The organism is Alteribacter lacisalsi (assembly GCF_003226345.1).
GTDB classification, from domain to species: Bacteria; Bacillota; Bacilli; order Bacillales; family Salisediminibacteriaceae; genus Alteribacter; species Alteribacter lacisalsi.
Genome location: NZ_PDOF01000002.1, coordinates 435,765 through 452,901, shown reverse-complemented (window position 1 = coordinate 452,901; position 17,137 = coordinate 435,765). Strand labels below are relative to the sequence as shown.

16 protein-coding genes and 1 riboswitch are annotated in these 17,137 nt (G+C 51.6%); of the genes, 2 read left to right on the top strand and 14 right to left on the bottom strand.

The features are described from left to right. Positions 1-8: 8 nt before the first annotated feature. Both CR205_RS13680 and CR205_RS13675 read right to left on the bottom strand, forming a co-directional pair. Positions 9-707: an SRPBCC domain-containing protein gene (locus CR205_RS13680; protein WP_161524782.1), complete on the bottom strand. Its 699-nt coding sequence runs from the start codon at positions 705-707 to the stop codon at positions 9-11. Continuing rightward, positions 694-1,020, bottom strand: a complete 327-nt coding sequence (locus tag CR205_RS13675; protein ID WP_110520670.1) for an ArsR/SmtB family transcription factor — start codon at positions 1,018-1,020, stop codon at positions 694-696. The genes CR205_RS13680 and CR205_RS13675 overlap by 14 nt, the downstream gene beginning before the upstream one ends. Before the next feature lie 174 nt (positions 1,021-1,194). Here CR205_RS13675 and CR205_RS13670 point away from each other — a divergent pair, with 174 nt between their 5' ends. Continuing rightward, on the top strand, positions 1,195-2,187 hold the full coding sequence (locus CR205_RS13670; protein ID WP_201745382.1) for an MBL fold metallo-hydrolase: 993 nt from the start codon (positions 1,195-1,197) through the stop codon (positions 2,185-2,187). Positions 2,188-2,596: 409 nt separating this feature from the next. On the opposite strand, the gene CR205_RS13665 is transcribed toward CR205_RS13670, so the two are convergent. The 12 genes from CR205_RS13665 to CR205_RS13610 all read right to left on the bottom strand — a co-directional run bounded on the left by CR205_RS13665 (position 2,597) and on the right by CR205_RS13610 (position 16,219). After that, positions 2,597-3,709 carry an alpha-hydroxy-acid oxidizing protein gene (locus CR205_RS13665; protein ID WP_110520669.1) on the bottom strand — a complete coding sequence of 371 codons (1,113 nt, stop codon included), beginning with the start codon at positions 3,707-3,709 and terminating at the stop codon, positions 2,597-2,599. Positions 3,710-3,721: 12 nt separating this feature from the next. After that, positions 3,722-4,396 (bottom strand): methionine ABC transporter permease, encoded by a 675-nt coding sequence (locus CR205_RS13660; RefSeq protein WP_110520668.1) that lies wholly within the window; start codon positions 4,394-4,396, stop codon positions 3,722-3,724. Continuing rightward, complete coding sequence (locus tag CR205_RS13655) at positions 4,386-5,405, bottom strand: methionine ABC transporter ATP-binding protein (protein WP_110520667.1); 1,020 nt, start codon at positions 5,403-5,405, stop codon at positions 4,386-4,388. Before CR205_RS13655 ends, CR205_RS13660 begins: the two co-directional genes overlap by 11 nt. Positions 5,406-5,560: 155 nt before the next feature. Then, positions 5,561-6,373 (bottom strand): MetQ/NlpA family ABC transporter substrate-binding protein, encoded by an 813-nt coding sequence (locus CR205_RS13650; RefSeq protein ID WP_110520666.1) that lies wholly within the window; start codon positions 6,371-6,373, stop codon positions 5,561-5,563. Between the two features lie 72 nt (positions 6,374-6,445). Then, entirely contained in the window at positions 6,446-7,570 is a 1,125-nt protein-coding gene (locus CR205_RS13645) for an iron-containing alcohol dehydrogenase family protein (protein WP_110520665.1), read from the bottom strand. A gap of 87 nt (positions 7,571-7,657) precedes the next feature. After that, a riboswitch (SAM riboswitch) is annotated at positions 7,658-7,763 on the bottom strand. 222 nt (positions 7,764-7,985) lie between these two features. After that, complete coding sequence (locus CR205_RS13640) at positions 7,986-8,918, bottom strand: Nmad3 family putative nucleotide modification protein (protein ID WP_110520664.1); 933 nt, start codon at positions 8,916-8,918, stop codon at positions 7,986-7,988. A gap of 162 nt (positions 8,919-9,080) precedes the next feature. Next, a complete protein-coding gene (locus CR205_RS13635) occupies positions 9,081-10,751 on the bottom strand; it encodes a glycoside hydrolase family 13 protein (protein WP_407923572.1) in 1,671 nt (556 codons plus the stop codon). A gap of 26 nt (positions 10,752-10,777) precedes the next feature. Then, positions 10,778-11,464, bottom strand: coding sequence for a YesL family protein (locus CR205_RS13630; protein WP_110520662.1), 687 nt, complete (start codon positions 11,462-11,464; stop codon positions 10,778-10,780). Between the two features lie 184 nt (positions 11,465-11,648). Further along, entirely contained in the window at positions 11,649-12,467 is an 819-nt protein-coding gene (locus tag CR205_RS13625) for a carbohydrate ABC transporter permease (protein WP_110520661.1), read from the bottom strand. Beyond that, on the bottom strand, positions 12,467-13,327 hold the full coding sequence (locus CR205_RS13620) for a carbohydrate ABC transporter permease (RefSeq protein WP_110520660.1): 861 nt from the start codon (positions 13,325-13,327) through the stop codon (positions 12,467-12,469). Before CR205_RS13620 ends, CR205_RS13625 begins: the two co-directional genes overlap by 1 nt. Positions 13,328-13,642: 315 nt before the next feature. Continuing rightward, positions 13,643-14,935, bottom strand: a complete 1,293-nt coding sequence (locus tag CR205_RS13615; RefSeq protein ID WP_110520659.1) for an ABC transporter substrate-binding protein — start codon at positions 14,933-14,935, stop codon at positions 13,643-13,645. Between the two features lie 213 nt (positions 14,936-15,148). Beyond that, complete coding sequence (locus CR205_RS13610) at positions 15,149-16,219, bottom strand: LacI family DNA-binding transcriptional regulator (protein WP_236634839.1); 1,071 nt, start codon at positions 16,217-16,219, stop codon at positions 15,149-15,151. 388 nt (positions 16,220-16,607) lie between these two features. Here CR205_RS13610 and CR205_RS13605 point away from each other — a divergent pair, with 388 nt between their 5' ends. Continuing rightward, entirely contained in the window at positions 16,608-17,123 is a 516-nt protein-coding gene (locus CR205_RS13605) for an excalibur calcium-binding domain-containing protein (protein ID WP_236634838.1), read from the top strand. Positions 17,124-17,137: the final 14 nt, after the last annotated feature.

The following is a 17,137-nucleotide window of genomic DNA, read 5'->3' as shown; positions in this document are numbered from 1 at the left end:
ATCAGCTTTTAATAAGATACGGGATACGCCTCTACTGGGCAGATGACCTGCTTCTCTTTATTTTCCCTGTCAATGGTCAGGGTAATCGGAGCGTCTGGGGATTTTTGATTGATTAATCTTTCAAACGATTCATGCCCTGTCACTTTTTCGCCATCGATTGTCTTGATCGTATCGTCAGGCTGGATTCCGGCAGCGGAAGCAGACGAACCTTCCTTTACTTTTACCACCTTCGTCCCGTTCCCATGCTCCTCAGTCGTGTGTACGATCCCAATCCAGGCCTGCCAGAACGATGCCCGCTTGTCAGCACCCGTTTCATACACACTCTTCAGGTTTTCCAGGAACTGCGTTGTGCCAAACAGCATGTTTTCTTTTGACGCCGGGTCCATCTCACCAAGAAAGGAGGCCTGATACTCTATACTTACGAGAATCCCGTTTTCCGATTCTTCCAGACTCGTAATTGTGGTAAAATCCCCGTCTGCGCTTTGAAGCACGAAGCGTTTCATCGGCACAATTTCAGTGAAGATCCCGTCGGATGCTGCGCCCCAGCCATGATTCATCCTGCCTCTTCCGCCTACCTGAAAGTCGATCTCCGCTTCTTTTGTATACCAGCGGTTTAAGTGCTCCGCTCTGGTCAGGGCCTCCCACACTCTCTCTATGGGAGCATTCACCACAATGTCTCTTTTTACCGAATCCTTAACTTTGGTCATCTCGCCTCTCTCCTTTTTCCACATAGTTTTTCAGATCTGTGAGCTGATCATCGAGCAGGTCTCCGATAAATGCCAGCATGTGAGTGTATAAATCCTGGAGCGTGCTTCGATTTAGTGAATAGACGCGGTACTTTCCGTTGGAATGCTGCGTGACGATCCCTTCCTCCAGCAGGATGTTTACATGCTTTTTGACGGCCGGCTGTGAGATATCAAATGTCTCGACCAGTTCCTTCTGGGTTCTGTTATTTTCTTTAAGCATCGTAACGATTTTCCGGCGTGTGGGATCACCCAGTGCCCGGTATATATCCGCCATAAGTATCCCTCACTCCTAGATATAACCTTAAGGTTATACATAATATAAACGCACAGGGAATGATTGTCAATTATTTTTCTGAAAATAGAGATAATTCCTTTTTATTGCTTTGTGAATTCTTTATACTGTGAGTGAGCACTCGATCATTGTGGAATCTTTAAGGAGGGAAAGCCAGTGAACGATTCGGATATTTGTTTTTTTGAACGCCCTTTCCCCAGTGCAAATATGGTCCTGATTAAAGACCGGCGTCCGACCTTGATTGATGCGGGCTTTGGCAGCGAAACGGAGGAAACGGTAAGGCTGATCCGTGATGCCGGGGTGGAGCCGGCTCACCTCGATATGATCGTAAACACGCACTTTCATTCAGACCATATCGGTGGCAACTGCCATTTCCAGAACGAATACGGTGTACCGATCGCCGCACATAAGTGGGAAGCGGATCTTGTGAATGTCCGGCACCCGGAAGTGTGCAGCGCGGAATGGCTGGACCAGCCTGTGGAGCCTTATTCGGTGGATCGAAGGCTTTCTGACGGTGATGAGATTCATACCGGAAGCCGGACTTTTCAGGTTCTGTTTACGCCCGGTCATTCGTCCGGGCACATCTCACTTTATGAGCCGGACGAGAAAGTTTTGATCGCCGGGGACCTGTTTCACAAACACGACCTCGGCTGGCTCAACATGTACCGTGAAGGAGTCACAGCGCTCCACCGGGCCCTCGAAAGTCTCGACCGTGTGGCAACGCTGCCGATTCGTGTGGCCTATTCGGGACACGGCCCCGCGATGGACAACCCGGGTGCTGCGATTGACGGTGCGAGAAGACGGCTTGAGAAGTGGCTGATCGCGCCGGAAAAGCTGGCCTGGCACGGGTGCAAGCGGATTTTCTCTTTTGCTTTAATGATCCGGAACGGACTGGAAAAAGAAAAGGTGGAACGGTACCTGCTTTCTTGCCCCTGGTTTCACGATTACGCCCGTCACTCGTTTCGACTTGAACCCGAAGCTTTCGTTCACGCGCTGGTGGATGAAATGATCCGTTCCGGTGCGGCAGACTGGCACAGTGACCGTCTCATCGCCGCCACTCCGCATCAGTTGACGTCGGCTAGCTGGTTCGAAGAGAACAACATCAGACCAGGAGACTGGCCAGCTTCGGAATTAAGTTTTAGGAAATAATGAAAGGAGGCATTCAGGCTTGAATCTGCAGTCGGGCGATACGAGCCCGGTTTGGTCGGACGTTCACTAATTAAGATGTGAAGCGGTTCACGGCCGTCTCCGGAGGTGAGAATCACCATGTGACCCCTAGGGGCGGATTGTGGTACGGGGACTTCTCACTGCGGCACTCCCAACGAAAATCGGGGGGAGATCGTTTTCGGGTGTGATGCTTTGATTTAGTACCCCTGGTTCGTTTTTACGCCTTAACTTCGAAAGGTGCAGACGTTAAGTCGTAAAACAACACTTTTTACGACCTAACGCCTTTTGAAAAGGACGTTAGGTCATGAAAACGGGAATTATGCGACTTAACTTACCCGGAAGCTGGCGTTAGGTCATAAAAAGAGAACCGCGAAAATCCGCGGTTCTCTTTTTATATCTGCTTTTCTTTCAGCAGGCTTTCATTCAACGCTGACACGCTAGTACATCCCGTAAGGGCGAGACTGACGTCGAGATCGGTGAGCAGGTTTTCGAGCACCTGTCTGACGCCTGCCTCACCGTGTGTGAGAGCGTAGGCGTACAGGCGGCCGATGGAGACCACGTCTGCGCCAAGAGCGAGGGCTTTAATGATATCCGAGCCTCTGCGGACACCTCCGTCAAAAAAGACCGGAATGCGCCCGTTGACTGCGTCAGCCACAGCCGGGAGGGCTTCAATCGAGCTGATGGCCCCGTCGAGCTGGCGGCCGCCGTGGTTGGATACGACGATGCCATCGAGACCGTGCTCAACTGCGAAGCGCCCGTCCTCCGGATGAAGAATCCCTTTCACGACGACCGGAAGACGGGTCTGCTCCTTAAGCCACTTGATGCGCTCCCACGTGAGTGTGGTATTTAAGAGTACCTCTCCGATAGCCTCCTGCCAGTCCGTTTGAGAAGACGAGTCGGCGAGACCGAAACGCTCCCGGAACACGGGATCGGTTTTAAAGTTTGCCATACCGGCCCCTTCCGCCAGCGGAAAATAGCGGTTTTTCAGATCCTGCTCCCGGTAGCCGAGGAGCGGCGTGTCCACGGTCACGACGACCGCATCGTACCCGCAGACTTCCGCACGCCTTACAAAGCTTACGGCCACTTCGTCATCGGACGGCCAGTACAGCTGGAACAAGGACGGAGCGCATCCTGTGGCGGACTGGATGTCTTCCATGGAATATGAGCTCACTGTACTTGCTGTAAACGGAAGCCCCATGTCGGCTGCTGCCCGGGCGGCGCCCATTTCTCCGTCCGGATGGATCACAGTCTGAAAGCCGACAGGCGCGAGTGCAAGGGGTGCACGAAGGGTGAGGTTCCACAGGCGGGTTTCGAGTGAGCGCTCGCTCACGTCCCTCAGCATCCGGGGCAGCAGGTCCCACCTGGAGAAGGCGGTTTGGTTACGCCGGGCCGTCTCTTCTTTTCCCGATCCGGACCGGACGTATTCGAAGGCGCCGGGGGTCATGCGGCTGCGGGCTTCGTTTTCCAGGTCTTCGGCGCGGGTGATGTGGGCGAAGCTGGTCATGTGTGATTCCTCCTAGTCTTTTTTGAGCCAGGCGGCGGTGCGGTTGCCGAAGCTCTGGATGCCCTGGACGAGGATGATGAGCAGGATGACGGTGACGATCATGACATCTTCCTCGTAGCGCAGGTGGCCGAAGCGGTAGGCGAGGTCGCCGAGTCCGCCGGCGCCGACGAGACCGGCCATGGCGGTGGCGCCGATGAGTCCGATGGTGGCAATGGTGAGCCCGAGGATGATGGACGGGCGTGCTTCCCGGATCATGACGTGCCAGATGATGTGGCGGGTTTTCATGCCCATGGCCTCGTACGCTTCGATGATGCCTTTGTCCACTTCAAGGAGCGAGTTCTCCATGAGACGGGCGATGTACGGTGCGGTGTACACCACAAGGGGTACGATGACGCCGCGGACGCCCATGCTCGTGCCGACGATCAGCTGGGTGAACGGCAGGATGAAAAAGAGCAGGATGATGAACGGGATCGAGCGGATCACGTTAATAAAGACGTTCAGTGACTGGTACAGATATTTGTTATCAAGGGCTTTCCCCGGCCGTGTCAGGACGAGAATAACGCCTAAGGGCAGGCCGATGACAATCGAGATGGAGAGGGCGATGCCGACCATCTGGAACGTTTCGATGGTGGCCTGCCAGATGTTGCTGCCCCAACGGTCGATAAATTCTGCTGGATTAAACGTCATGGAGATTCACCTCTTCTACCTGGACGCCGGCGTCTTTGAGTGCCTGGACGGCTTTGGGTGCGTCGGTCTCGCCGCTGATGTGGACGATCATGCGCCCGTAGGATTCGTCTTTCATCTGGACGATATTGCCGGACAGGATGTTCGTGTGGACGTCGTAGCGTTTGACGATTTCAGACAGGACCGGCTGGCCGGTGGAGTGGCCCACAAAGGACAGCTTCACGATCGGGCCTTTACCGGCAATCGTTTTAAGCATCGATGCGGGTGCTTCGATCGGAAACTGACTGTCGATGAATTTCTGTGTGGTCGGGTGGGCGGTCTGGGCGTACACGTCGATCACGCGGCCCTGTTCGACCACTTCCCCGTTTTCCATCACCGCGACCCGGTCGCACACCTTCTGGATCACGTGCATTTCGTGTGTGATAAGAAGGATCGTGATGCCAAATTCTTTGTTGATCCGGAGCAGCAGCGAGAGGATCGCTTCGGTGGTTTCCGGATCGAGGGCGCTTGTAGCCTCGTCGCTTAAGAGGATCTCCGGCTCGTGGGAAAGCGCGCGGGCGATGGAGACCCGCTGCTTCTGCCCGCCGGACAGCTGCCCGGGAAAGGCATCGGTTTTGTCTTCAAGACCGACTACGGCGAGGTATTTTTTTACACGTTCGTCAACTTCGGCTTTGGAAAGACCGGAGAGTTTAAGCGGGATCGCGATGTTGTCATAGACGGTGGCGGTTTTCAGCAGGTTAAAGTGCTGAAAGATCATCCCGATTTTCCGGCGCTCCAGTCTCAGTTTTGAAGCGGACAGGTTTGTGAGGTTGGTGCCGTCAATGAGCACGTCGCCTTCTGTCGGTGATTCGAGCAGGTTGACGCAGCGGATGAGCGTGCTTTTCCCTGCCCCGCTGTAACCGATCACCCCGAAGACTTCGCCTTTTTTGACGTTGAGACTGACGTTTTTCAGGGCTTCGACGGTGGATTTTTTCGACTGGAACGTTTTTGAGATATTTTTGAGTTCAATCATGGTGTATGCCCCTCCTTTATGTGCGGGTCGGGTCCTTCTTTTGTATGGTATTAAGGCTCACAGGAGGCCCGGCAAATGACCGGGCCTTGTTGATGAGTTTTTTTGTGTATGACCGGTGAGCCGGTGGGTTTCGTGCTGTGTGTTGGGATTACTGGTTACCAGGACGTGACGACAGAGCCCTGGAACTCCTCTTCAATAAACTGCTTCACTTCGTCGGAGTGGTACGCTTCGATGAGGGTGTCGAGAACGGCGTCATCTTTGTTTTCCTCACGGACAGCAATCACGTTAAACCATGGGGAGTCTTCCGGTTCGATGAAGATGGAATCCTCGGTCGGGACGAAGCCGTGCTCAACGGCAAAGTTCGTGTTGATCGTCGCAGCAGCAAGTTCGTCAAGCTGGCGCGGCAGCTGGGAGGCTTCGAGTTCTACGAAGTCGAGGTCCAGCGGGTTATCAGTAATGTCGTTCACAGTGGCAGCTGTACCGGCGTCTTCATCAAGGGTGATGAGGCCTGCTTCTTCAAAGAGCATTAAGGCCCGGGCGCCGTTTGTCGGATCGTTCGGCAGACCGACGCGGTCGCCTTCTTCGAGCTCGGATACGTCTGAAAGTTCAGCTGAGTAGAGACCCATCGGGAAGTTTACTGTATCAGCGATGGAGACGATGTCGAGGTTGCGATCAGAACGGAAGTCCTCAAGGTACGGCGTGTGCTGGAAGCTGTTCGCGTCCAGTTCGCCTTCATCGAGGGCCACGTTCGGCATCACGTATTCGGTAAACACTTCAATTTCGATGTCGAGTCCTTTTTCGGCGGCGACTTCCTGTACTTTTTCCAGGATCTGTTCGTGCGGTCCGGCTGTCACGCCGATCCGAAGATGGTCTTCCGAGAGTTCCTCCCCGCTGGCGTCTGACTCTCCGCAGGCTGTAAGTGCGAGGAGGCCGGCTGCTCCGATAGTGGTGATTAGGGATTTTTTCATGGTGATCGTCTCCTTTGGGTTTGGGTTGAGTTTTTTATACGTGCTTGGATTTAAGTTGGATTTCGTTATGTTTTAGTCAGATAAACGGCTTCCTTGCCCTCGTGGGTGATTGACTGCTCGTTCGGCTTCCAGTTCATCGATAGCACGGACGAGATCGGTTTCGGTGACGCTCTTACCCATCTGGTGAATCGACTCGCCCGGTTTAAGAGTCCAGTTGGCAAGATCTTCTTTGACCTCCGGTGTGTTTCTGAGATCGAGATCTTCGAGAGTGGATGGTAGTCTTAGAGCCTGATAGAAGGGTCTAAGCTGACGGATTTCTTCCTTGCGCCTTTCAAGAACGAGCTGAACGAGAATGCCGTACGCCACCTTTTCCCCGTGGAGCAGCGTGCGGGTTTCTTCAAATTGCGTGAGGGCGTTGTGCACCGAATGGGCGGCAGCGACACGGCCGTATTTTTCTCCGAGACTGCCCACGAGGCCGCCTGCGAGAATATTTGTTTCAATCACCTTTTGCAGGGCCGGACTGAGCTCGCCTTTTTCCGCCGAGCGCACCGCTTCCTCCGCATGTTCAAGAAGTGCAGTCTGGCAGTATCGAGCCGTGCTCAGTGCAAGCGCCACAGGAACCGGCGGATCGCCGAGAGTTTCTGCCAGTGCACGGGCTTCGTACCATTTGGCGAGTGTGTCGGCAATGCCAGCGCGGAGGTAGTCAATAGGCGCGGTTGCGATGATGCGCGGTTCCACAAGTACGAGACGGGCAGGCCGATTGTACACGTCAAACCGGGTAAAGCGGTGCTCGTCATCGTAAATAACGGAGAGCCCGGTCCACGCCGCGCACGTGGAGGCGAGCGTCGGCAAAAGAATCGCGTCCTGAGCGAGCCGGCTGGCAGCCGCTTTAGCGAGGTCGAGTACGCTTCCGCCGCCAAGTCCAATCACCGCCTGTGACCCGGCTTGTTGAGCGGCTTCTGCGACTCTTTCGGTTTCAGAGTCTGAGCAGATGCCCCGGTACTGAATCCAGGAAACTTCTGTTTCGTTGAAATCAGGCAGATAGGCTTTTGCTGCTTTGAGTGACTCTTCGCCGTGAACGAGAAGAACACGGCTGTATTGATAGTCTTTTAAGTCGTTCTCGAGTCTGTTAAAAACGCCGGTGGCGCATTGGTATGTACCGGGTCCCGGATGAACGGTGGGTGCTTCAAAGCTCATCGATCCGCCTCCCTTTTGCGTGTATTTAGTCTGTCAGACATACTAAAAACCCCTCTTTCCATGCGTCTGAAAGAGGGGTTCATTTATACCTTATCTTTCAGAATTTGCATTCTGCAGGATGGAGCACCTTTCCGCTTGGCGGATGGTTGCTGGACGTCATCGGGCCTGGTCCCTCGGTCACTCTGGATAAGAGTTTATTTAATTAATGTTAATGTTGAGACTATTCTAGACCTGGGGGTTGGTCGCTGTCAACGGATTATTTTTATAATCGAAATGAAGACAGCGCTTACACCGTTGGGGGCCAGGGGAAAACTTTTTTACCGTTCGTAAGATGATAGTGTCATTTGTTTAGAGTGGTTCGTGCACGTGTTAGGGTGGTTCGCTCGATTTTACGGTGATTCGCTCCCGAATGCGGTCAAAGGTTCACTTTTTGAAACAGTTCCCTCAGCCACACTTCACTTTTTCCTTCCAGCGGGGATACGTACTCCTGCCCCCGGGCGGTGGACTGGACGTAGCAGTAATTCTGATCGTCCGTGCAGTGAAACCAGCGGTCCTTTAAGGTTTTTGGGGCGTTCAGGTACGTAGGACAGTACCTCTCTTCCTGAAAAAAGGACGGCAGCTTCCAGATGGTCGGCCGGCTTCGGTGCGCCTCTGATGACAAAAGGAGCTCATCTGTAAGCTTTGGAAACATGCCCGTTCCGGGGATCTCGCTGTCCTCGAACAACCGGTCGGACGCTGTGAAAATGATATTATTCTGGCGGTTTTCGAAGTCCGACTGCGACCCGTGAGGATGGGTGCGGCGGATCTCTTCCGGCAGCTCGTCCTGATTAGAGGCGGTGTACACCTTCCCCACCTTCAGCCAGCCGTAGAGAAAATACGCCCCGTCATTCCACGCCAACCGCGGATCGAGCGGGTGCAGGTGCTGACTTACGGGCTTGAACCGGCTGAAAAAAAGGAACACACTCCCTTCGCGCACATTGTGGTTACGAAGATGACCGGCTGCCGCATCGGACTGGCCGAATGCCCCATAGTCAGGTCCGCTCGGATCCCACGGCGGCCGTCCGGTAACCGGGTCGTAGTGAGCCGGGTGCTTGTCTACGACGTCCCGGGTCTTTTTGCTGTAATTGAGTACCGGATCATGGATCAGCTCGCGCAGGTTACCGGCTTTTGTTTCTCCGTTCATGTACCCGGGCTTGAGTGGCAGTTGGCTGTATGTGTAACCGCCTTTTCGCCCGCTCATTTCGGGAATCGGGAGCACGATGTAGCGGCCCGTTTCAGGATCATACGGAGAGTAGCCGTGGCCGGCGGATGAGTCAAAGCCTTTGCGGCTCAGGATGAGTTTTGGCATTCGTTTCGCCTCCTTGCAGTGTGAGTGTCTGATGGGTTCAGTATAGCATGTGCGGCAGGCGGGGGCTGCGCAATCGGCCCCCAAACGTCTGCTGGGAAAGGTAATTATGCCTGCGGGTCATGCAAAAGACCGCGACTCTCAACCGCGGTCCTTTCCTCATCTTTATTTTGCTATACGATCGATCACGAGAGTTTCATACGGCCGGAGCGTGATAGTGCCGCCGAGCTGCGGTGCTTCTTGGTAGTTGTTCAGCACAACCTGAGCATCAGCCGTATCTGCATCCACTTCAACTTCACTGTCCGTGAAGTTTGAAAACACAACAAGCCGTCTTTCCCCCAGAGTCCGGGTATACACGAACACGTCCTCGCTTTCAGACAGAAGCTGCTCGTATGTGCCATCCTGGATGATGTCCGATACCGCTGACTCTTTTCGCAGCGCGATCAGCTTCTGGTAAAAATAGAACAGGGAGTCCGGATCTGCGAGGGCTTTTTCCACGTTGATTTCCGAGTAATTCGGATTCGCTTTCAGCCAAGGCGTGCCTTCTGTAAATCCCCCGTTCTCCGAAGCATCCCACTGCATCGGTGTCCGGGCATTGTCACGGCTCCTGCGGTGAAGGGTATCAAGTGCCACCTCTTCCGAGTAGCCTTCACGGACCGCTGCCGTGTACTGATCATGGGAGGAAATGTCGTCGTATTCCTCGAGTGAGTCAAACTTCACGTTTGTCATCCCGATTTCCTGCCCCTGATAAATGTAGGGCATGCCCTTTAGGAAAAAGTACGTGGCCGCAAGCATTTTTCCGGTCAGTACACTATGGTCTTTTTCCGCAACAAACCGGCTGAGGGAGCGGGGCTGGTCATGGTTTTCCATGTAAAGAGCCGTCGTGCCGCCTTCTTTGATCACCTGTTGGTCTTTCGTGATGGCGTTTTTAAAATCTGTAAGCTTCCATTCCTTTTTCGGATACCACTTCGCCCCTTCGTTCAATTCCAGGTCCATGTGGTCAAAGCTGATCACCATATCAAAGTACCCGTCCTCACCGGCAAATTCACCGAGCTCCTCAGAAGACACACCTGGTGCTTCCGCTACTGTGAAAATATCGTATTTCGCGAACGTTTCGTCCTTCATTTCCTGGAGAAAAGTACCGACACCCGGCTGGTTCGGGCTCACAATCGCCGTGCCGTCGAATGAATCCGGCTCCTGATTCTCATGAACCGGCTGCTTTTTGATGAACGTAATGGCATCCACACGGAATCCGCCGATCCCCCGATCGAGCCACCAGTTGACCATACCGAACAGGGCGCTTCGCACCTCCGGGTTTTCCCAGTTTAAATCGGGCTGCTCTTTTGCAAAGGAGTGGAAGTAGTACTGCTCCGTCCCTTCGTCATAGGTCCAGCAGGAGCCGCCAAAAATGGAACGCAGGTTGTTCGGAGGCCTGCCGTCGACCGGATCCTCCCAGATGTACCAGTCCCGCTTCGGATTCGTACGGCTGCTTTTCGACTCCTTGAACCATTCATGCTGATCGGAGGAATGATTGATCACCAGATCCATGATGATCTTAATGCCCCGCTTATCCGCTTCGGCGATGAGTTCATCCATTTCCTCCAGCGTCCCGAATTCCGATGCAATGTCCCGATAGTCTGAAATGTCATAGCCGTTATCTTTCATCGGCGATGCGAACACTGGGCTTAGCCAGATCACATCGATGCCGAGTTTCTGAAGGTAACCGAGCTTTGAGAGAATGCCCTGAAGATCCCCGACGCCGTCTCCGTTGGCATCCTTGAAGCTTCTTGGATACACCTGATACACAACTGCTTTATCCCACCATTTTGCTGTCACAACGATCATTCCTTTTTACTGAAATTTTATTGCGAAACGGCCTCACCGCTGATGCGGGCGTAGTACCGGTAGAACAGGGAGAAGATGAAAAATGCCGTAATGGAAACGCTGAAAAACAGCAGCAGGAACAGCGCCCCGTTCACGGACACATAAAAGATGACAAAGCTTACTGCAAACGTGATGGCCGTCATTTTGATGTTGCCGAACGTCAGGAGAAGGGCTTTTCTCAAAAGCTTTCGCACCGGCATGTCAAAATGGGCGAGAACCACGAAAAAGTTCATCGTAAACACAAAGAGCGGAATCACCATGCCGAGAAAGGCAAACATAAGAATCACACTGCTGCCGCTGAAGTAGTAGTAATCCACCGCCCAGATGAGCCAGAGCACGGTCAGAAGAACCCCGCCGGCTGCACTTCTCCGGTAATTTTCCGCAAACAATTTAAAGTACCGGACGATGAGACTCTTACTCTCTTTTTGCATCACAAAATCCCTGACAGATGCAAAGAGAGCTGCGGTTGCCGGGAAAAAAAGAAGCGGCCCGAGCACCATGAGAAGGGCGATATAAAACGGCATCAGCCCGCTGCTGCCGGTCATGTACATGCTCGTTACCACGAGCAGCACCGGGATGTTCACAAGGATCCAAAGGACGTTTGTGACGGCGAACCGTGTAATCCATTCTCCTACTTGTATAAAACCATTCATCACACCCTGCATGAGACAGGCCTCCTTCTTTTCTCAAAAGTATGATTGAGGGGCATCATTCGTAAGCTTTGTTTTAGATTCCGCTGCAGGCGGACGCTTTCCGCGGGAGACGCCGCCTGAAGCTCCATCATTCATTCTGCGATAACAGCCTTTCAGAAAGCCGCTTTGAATCAGCGACTGGCTTACCACAAAAACGTTACTTAACCGCCCCTTCGCTCACTCCGTCGATAATCTGCTTCTGAGCAATCATGTAGAAGATGATGACCGGGATGATCGCGATCGTCAGACCGGCAAGAGCCAGGTGCCACTGACGCGTATATTCACCGAAGAATGAGAACATCTGCAGTGGAATCGTTGCTTCCGAGCTGCTCAAAACAAGAGACGGCAGAAGGAAGTCGTTCCAGATCCAGATTACATTCAGAATCGCAACTGTCACCGAAATCGGTTTGAGCAGTGGGAAAATGATATACCAGAACGTCTGGAATTTGTTCGCTCCGTCAATGATTGCCGCTTCATCCATCGATCGCGGAATCCCCTGCATCGCCCCGTGATAAAGGAAAATCGCAAGACTTGAGCCGAATCCGAGATACATAAAGATCAGACCGCCCATGTTCAGCATGTTCACAGAACCAAACAGGGACGTGAGCGTAATCATGACCGCCTGAAACGGAATAAGCATCGCCGCAACAAATACGAGAAGAATTACGTTACTGAGCTTACTCTTGTTCCGGGACAGGGCATAGCCTGCCATAGCGGAAAAGAAGATGATGACTGCGATACTGATCGTGGTGATCAGTGTCGAGTTAAACAAAGCGCCGAGAAACTGGAGGTCGTGGTACGCCTGCACGAAGTTTTCCATCGTCGCCTCACTCGGCAGCCCGAGCACATCCTGGAAAATCTCCCGGTTTGTTTTAAAGGCGTTGACGATCATCAGGTAGAAAGGGGAGAGCCAGATCAGGGCAAGAATTAAACCGAAAATTTCGAGCAGATATAATCGCTTCTTTTCGCCTTTCATTACATCTCAACCTCCCGTTTCTTGTTGTAATACACCTGTGAAACGGCGATAATCGCCACAAAAATGAAGAAAATAATTGCTTTTGCCTGCCCGTACGCCATCTGGTTACTGCTGAAGGCCGTGTAGACGATATTCATGGCCACCATCTCAGTCGAGTTAAACGGCCCCCCGTTTGTCAGGGACAGGTTCTGGTCGTAAATCTTAAAGGATGTAGACAAAGTCAGGAACATGCTGACGGTAAACGCCGGTGCGACCAGCGGGAACGTCACGCTCTTAAAACGCTGGAACGCGTTCGCCCCGTCCATTTTGGACGCTTCAATCAGCTCGTTCGGAATGTTCTGCAGGTACGCAATGTAGATAATCATGATGTAACCGGCCAGCTGCCAGCTTGTCAGAATCACCAGACCCCAGAAACCTGTCGTGGTTGTCGATAACCAGCCGTTCAGCGCTTCAACGCCTAAAAGCTGACCAAGATCCGAGAATACACTGATGAAAATAAATTGCCAGATAAAGCCGAGAATCAGACCGCCGATCAGGTTCGGCATAAAGAAAACGGTTCTCATGAAATTACTCGATTTCAGCTTACGCGTTACAAGCAGGGCGAGTCCGAGACCGAGTAAATTCAGGACAATGACCGTTACAAAAGCAAATTGGATCGTAAACCACAGTGAGCTTAAGAAACGCCCGTCATTTAAAAGCCTCAAATAGTGATCGAGACCGACAAATGTGCTGAACCCGAGGCCGTTCCAGTCCGTGAAGGAATAAAACACACCGGACAGCAGCGGAATGATCACCACGAGGCTGAGGGCAAAAAGTACAGGTGCTAAAAACATCCAGAACGCAAAATCTCTGTTTCGCATAAAATTCCCTCCCGATCGAGTGTGAAAAGATGCCGTTATACGGGATAAAAGAAGAGAGGCTGAGACAGAAGTGGCTGATGAAAATCAAAACAATCTATATGGGGCGAAAGATCACCGCTCCTGACATATACGCTGCTTTCCGCGGGAAGCGGCTGAGCCTCCGCGTGCTTCGCCCTGCGGGGTCTCACCTGAGCATTTCCTCCCGCAGGAGTCAGCGTATATGTCATCCGCTTTACAGCTGTTTTGTTCGGGGTTTTTACCTTACCACTTTACTTATGTCTCAGCCTCCGGAAGTCCCGTTGCGATTCTTCCTAACTAACGGCGGTCTTCCCAGTCAGCTCTTCCGTCTTCAATGACGTCTTCCCAGTCCTTCTGTCCGCCGAGGTATTCCTGCATGTGGGAACCAAAGTCGTTGCCCCATACGGTTGGATAACCGAGGAACATCCAGCCGACAATGTTGTCTTCGAGTGCGTATTCGTAAATGTCACGGGAAAGAGAAGACTGAATGTTTTCAGGTTCAAAATTCTCGTGGGCAGGGATAAAGTTCAGCAGTTCCTGCACAAGTTCGATTCCTTCTTCAGAAGCGTACATCCAGTTGAAGAAATCTTCCGCTGCTTCGATCACTTCAGGATCACTGTTTTTGTTGATCACCCAGTAGTTTGGTACACCGACAGGCAGTTTTCCTTCGTGTCCTTCAAGCGGTATCGGGAGAATTCCTACGTTTTCTTCGGCAAATTCAGGATCCATCTGTTCGAGGGTTGGATAAATCCAGTCGCCCTGCTGAATCATTGCCGCTTCACCAAGGGAGAAGTACTGCTCCACCTGGGAGGAATAGTCCATGTTCAGCACCGGCTGAATTGAATAGTCGTTCTGCAGGTCAAGCATCCGCTTCATTTCGTCGCTTCGTTCAAAAGCAACCGTATCACTTTTATAAGCGTCCATGACGCTTTCGTTGAATTCCGGTGCAAGGTAAAGGTTTGCCAGGTGGTTCCCCATCACCCAGTCTTCAGCACCCGGCAGGGCAAATACGCCTTGAATGCCCAGCTCGTCTTTCTGGCTGTCGAGCGTTTGCACGGCTTCTTCCAGGTCTTCGTAAGTGAGAATGCTTTCCGCGTCGATCCCGGCCTGTTCAAACACTTCCTTGTTGTAAATGAACCCGTAGCCTTCCTGGTTGAACGGGATTCCGTAAACGCTTCCATCAACAGTAATGCCGTCCAGCGTGCCGTCAAGTGCAGCTTCTGTTACTTCAAGATCCGTCACTTCGTGCACGTAGTCCTGGTAGTCACTCAGCTCAGACGGGCCTGCAAGACTGAACACATCCGGTTCATCTCCTGATGAAAAACGGGAACGAAGAGCGGTAAAAAAGTCTGAACCGCCGCCAACTGCGCCGAATTCAATATTCACGTTCGGGTTCTGTGCTTCGTATTCTTCAGCCAGTTCGATAAACTGATTACGGAATTCGATCTTTCCCTGAAAAATTTCAATCGTAACCTGTTCGCCGTCGTCTCCTCCATTGCCATTGCCTGCCTCCTCAGTAATACAGCCTGCGAGTACCGCGGACAGTCCGACAGCTCCTGCTAGTGTGAGTGCACTTTTCTTTTTGTTCATGGTTCCTCTCTCCTTTTGAAAATATGAAATTAGTTTGATTGGTAACGGTTTCAAATACAGACTAAAAAAGTTGTTCTAATCTTTTATTTTCTTAACAGTAACGATACACGGTTTTGGTAACGGTTTCAATAAGATTTTATGAAATAGTCTGAAAACAGTTGATATTGCAAGGAATAAAATTGGTATCGGTTCCAAAATTGTTTCAAAAAAGTGCTAGGTCGTCTGGCGAACGACCAGCTCTGCACTTAATATCCGGTCTGCATTTTTCACACTTCCACTGTTCAGGGCCGTAATCATATTTTCCAGGGCTTCCTCACCCATCTGTTTGACAGGCTGGCGGATGGTGGTAAGTTTGGGGTCCAGCAGTTCTGCAAGCGGCTGATCGTCAAACCCGATCACTGCAAGATCCTCAGGAATGCGGAGGCCGGCTTCCTTTGCTTCCAGAATGATACCCGCTGCCACTTCATCTCCTCCGGCAAAAACAGCGGTCGGACGGTCATCCATTCTGAGCATAGCCCTGACAACCTGCTTTCCTCCGTCGATATTGTATTTATTCAGGAAAATCCACTGCAGATTCAGATCAATGCCTGCTTCCTTCAGTGCTCTCTGAAACCCGATATTGCGTTCATTGCCCTCGAGAACGCCTCCTGTACAATAGGCGATTTTCGTATGTCCGCGCCCAATAAGGTGCATCATTCCTTCGTAGGAAGCACCAACTTCATCGAGACGCACAGTCGGGAGGCCGGTTCCTTTAATAAATTCATTGCAGAAGACAATTGGGCCGTATTCCGTAAAAGGTTCGATCGTTTCCCACTCGTTCACGGTTGCGGCCAGAATAATGCCGTCCACCTGCTTCGTTTTAAGGAGACTTAAGTACTTGAGCTCTTTTTCGCGGTCATCGTTGCTCTGAAACACCATCACCTGGTAGCCCTTTTTGTAAGCCAGCTGCTCAATGGCATCCACAAGATACGTAAAAAACGGGTTGGTGATGCGGGTGACAATAATCCCGATGGAGCTTTTCAACTGTCCTCTCATCCGCCGGGCCGCCGGGCTTGGCGTGTAAGCCAGTTCCTCCATCGCTTTTAATACTTTTTCCCGCTTTTCCGGTGTCACGTGCGGATAATTGTTGATCACTCTTGAGACCGTTGTTTTGGAGAGTCCTGACCGCTTTGCCACATCTGATATCGTTGCCATGGCTGCCACCTTCTTTCTGTTGGAACTGATTTCAATACTACGATAGTACCAGACTTTTTTTCGCAAATCTACAGCGCTTACATTTGTCATTTCAAAATCCCTTCCTGATGGGCCGGCTCGAGCAGGCGAATTATACCGGATTTCAGACCACGATGGTTTCTTTTCCAGTCCAAGACACTTATCATTTATCGAATAATATTGATATTTTCGCGAGATAGTTCTTTTTACCTATTTTCACTCCTCATCACCTGAGAGCCGATTAGGTGCTGCTGGCAGGAAAGACCACTCGCCTCAGTGTTTTCAACACTAAATGACAAAAAACGATTTCCTTTGCAGTGGGTTACCTAAATGTTTTCATTAAAAAACATTTTTATTTATAATTTTCAGTTTTTTTGCCCTTTTTAATTGAATTACGATCTACAGTATGTAATACTGTTCTAGAAATGGTACATATTTCATGAAAAAGGAGAGTGAAGGTATGCTTAAGAAATGGGCAATAGGGATAACCAGTGTTGTGTTATTAAGTTTTGGAAGCATGTCGACCGTAACCGCTGATCATGAAGAAGGAACTGTTAACTGTGGAGATTTCAGTACGGGAGAAGAAGTTTATGAGTTTTGGACCTCTCATGGCTATAACTCAGAAAACGATCCTGAAAGACTGGACGGGGACAGTGATGGTGTGCCGTGTGAAAGCCTGACATCTCATATGGCTGATGACTTCCTGGCCTATGAAGCTGGTGAAGATGGCGCTGAAGAAGAAGATGCTACTGAAGAAGACGCTACTGAAGAAGACGCTACTGAAGAAGACGCTACTGAAGCAGAAGCTACTGAAGAAGAAGCAGAAGAGACGGCTGCTGGCTCTGAGGAAAGTTCAGACGAAGGTGATGAACTCCCAGCAACAGCGACATCTTTCCCGATGATGATGTTAATTGGTCTGTTAACTGCAGGTGCTGCAGCATTCATGCTATTACGCCGCAAAGTTGTACAAGCTTAAATGACAATTAGCTG

What these genes read in the sequence shown, in the direction of transcription:
- CR205_RS13630 (WP_110520662.1), bottom strand. Translation starts at nt 11,464, where the DNA reads ATGCAGGGTGTGATGAATGGTTTTATACAAGTAGGAGAATGGATTACA.
- CR205_RS13645 (WP_110520665.1), bottom strand. Translation starts at nt 7,570, where the DNA reads ATGAGCTTTGAAGCACCCACCGTTCATCCGGGACCCGGTACATACCAA.
- CR205_RS13620 (WP_110520660.1), bottom strand. Translation starts at nt 13,327, where the DNA reads ATGCGAAACAGAGATTTTGCGTTCTGGATGTTTTTAGCACCTGTACTT.
- CR205_RS13625 (WP_110520661.1), bottom strand. Translation starts at nt 12,467, where the DNA reads ATGAAAGGCGAAAAGAAGCGATTATATCTGCTCGAAATTTTCGGTTTA.
- CR205_RS13650 (WP_110520666.1), bottom strand. Translation starts at nt 6,373, where the DNA reads ATGAAAAAATCCCTAATCACCACTATCGGAGCAGCCGGCCTCCTCGCA.
- CR205_RS13665 (WP_110520669.1), bottom strand. Translation starts at nt 3,709, where the DNA reads ATGACCAGCTTCGCCCACATCACCCGCGCCGAAGACCTGGAAAACGAA.
- CR205_RS13605 (WP_236634838.1), top strand. Translation starts at nt 16,608, where the DNA reads ATGCTTAAGAAATGGGCAATAGGGATAACCAGTGTTGTGTTATTAAGT.
- CR205_RS13640 (WP_110520664.1), bottom strand. Translation starts at nt 8,918, where the DNA reads ATGCCAAAACTCATCCTGAGCCGCAAAGGCTTTGACTCATCCGCCGGC.
- CR205_RS13615 (WP_110520659.1), bottom strand. Translation starts at nt 14,935, where the DNA reads ATGAACAAAAAGAAAAGTGCACTCACACTAGCAGGAGCTGTCGGACTG.
- CR205_RS13655 (WP_110520667.1), bottom strand. Translation starts at nt 5,405, where the DNA reads ATGATTGAACTCAAAAATATCTCAAAAACGTTCCAGTCGAAAAAATCC.
- CR205_RS13660 (WP_110520668.1), bottom strand. Translation starts at nt 4,396, where the DNA reads ATGACGTTTAATCCAGCAGAATTTATCGACCGTTGGGGCAGCAACATC.
- CR205_RS13610 (WP_236634839.1), bottom strand. Translation starts at nt 16,219, where the DNA reads ATGACAAATGTAAGCGCTGTAGATTTGCGAAAAAAAGTCTGGTACTAT.
- CR205_RS13675 (WP_110520670.1), bottom strand. Translation starts at nt 1,020, where the DNA reads ATGGCGGATATATACCGGGCACTGGGTGATCCCACACGCCGGAAAATC.
- CR205_RS13680 (WP_161524782.1), bottom strand. Translation starts at nt 707, where the DNA reads ATGACCAAAGTTAAGGATTCGGTAAAAAGAGACATTGTGGTGAATGCT.